This window comes from Floricoccus penangensis (genome assembly GCF_001832885.1).
Classification (GTDB): domain Bacteria; phylum Bacillota; class Bacilli; order Lactobacillales; family Streptococcaceae; genus Floricoccus; species Floricoccus penangensis.
Window position 1 is genome coordinate 1 of sequence record NZ_MKIQ01000016.1, and the last position, 357, is coordinate 357.

2 pseudogenes are annotated in these 357 nt (G+C 37.5%); both read left to right on the forward strand.

The window, feature by feature from the left end:
- A pseudogene (locus tag BG262_RS10705) lies at positions 1-184 on the forward strand (hypothetical protein); the annotation flags it as partial.
- Positions 177-357, forward strand: a pseudogene (locus BG262_RS03260) (peptidoglycan amidohydrolase family protein); the annotation flags it as partial. The pseudogenes BG262_RS10705 and BG262_RS03260, both read left to right, overlap by 8 nt.

Sequence of the window (357 nt, forward strand, 5' to 3'; positions counted from 1 at the left end):
TAAACACTTACCAGTCATCAATTGCGTGACTGGTATTTCTTTGGGCTTAATCTATGCATTAACAATCGTGCGTGGAGAATTCGCAATTTATGGATGGGCTGGTTTTATTGCTGGTCTAAGTGCAGGAGGCTTTTATGACTTAGGAAAGTCATACTTAGGAGGTAAAGATTATGGCAGTAGATAATAATAAAGTAGTGCAATGGTTTAGAAATCAAGTTGGTAAAATAACTTACTCGATGTATGGTAGTAGAAATGGCACTGATGGTACTGGTGATTGTTCAGGATGTGTTGTTCAAGCAATTAGAGATTCAGGAGGGAAGCCTTATGCATACTTATATAATACTGATAGTATGCACC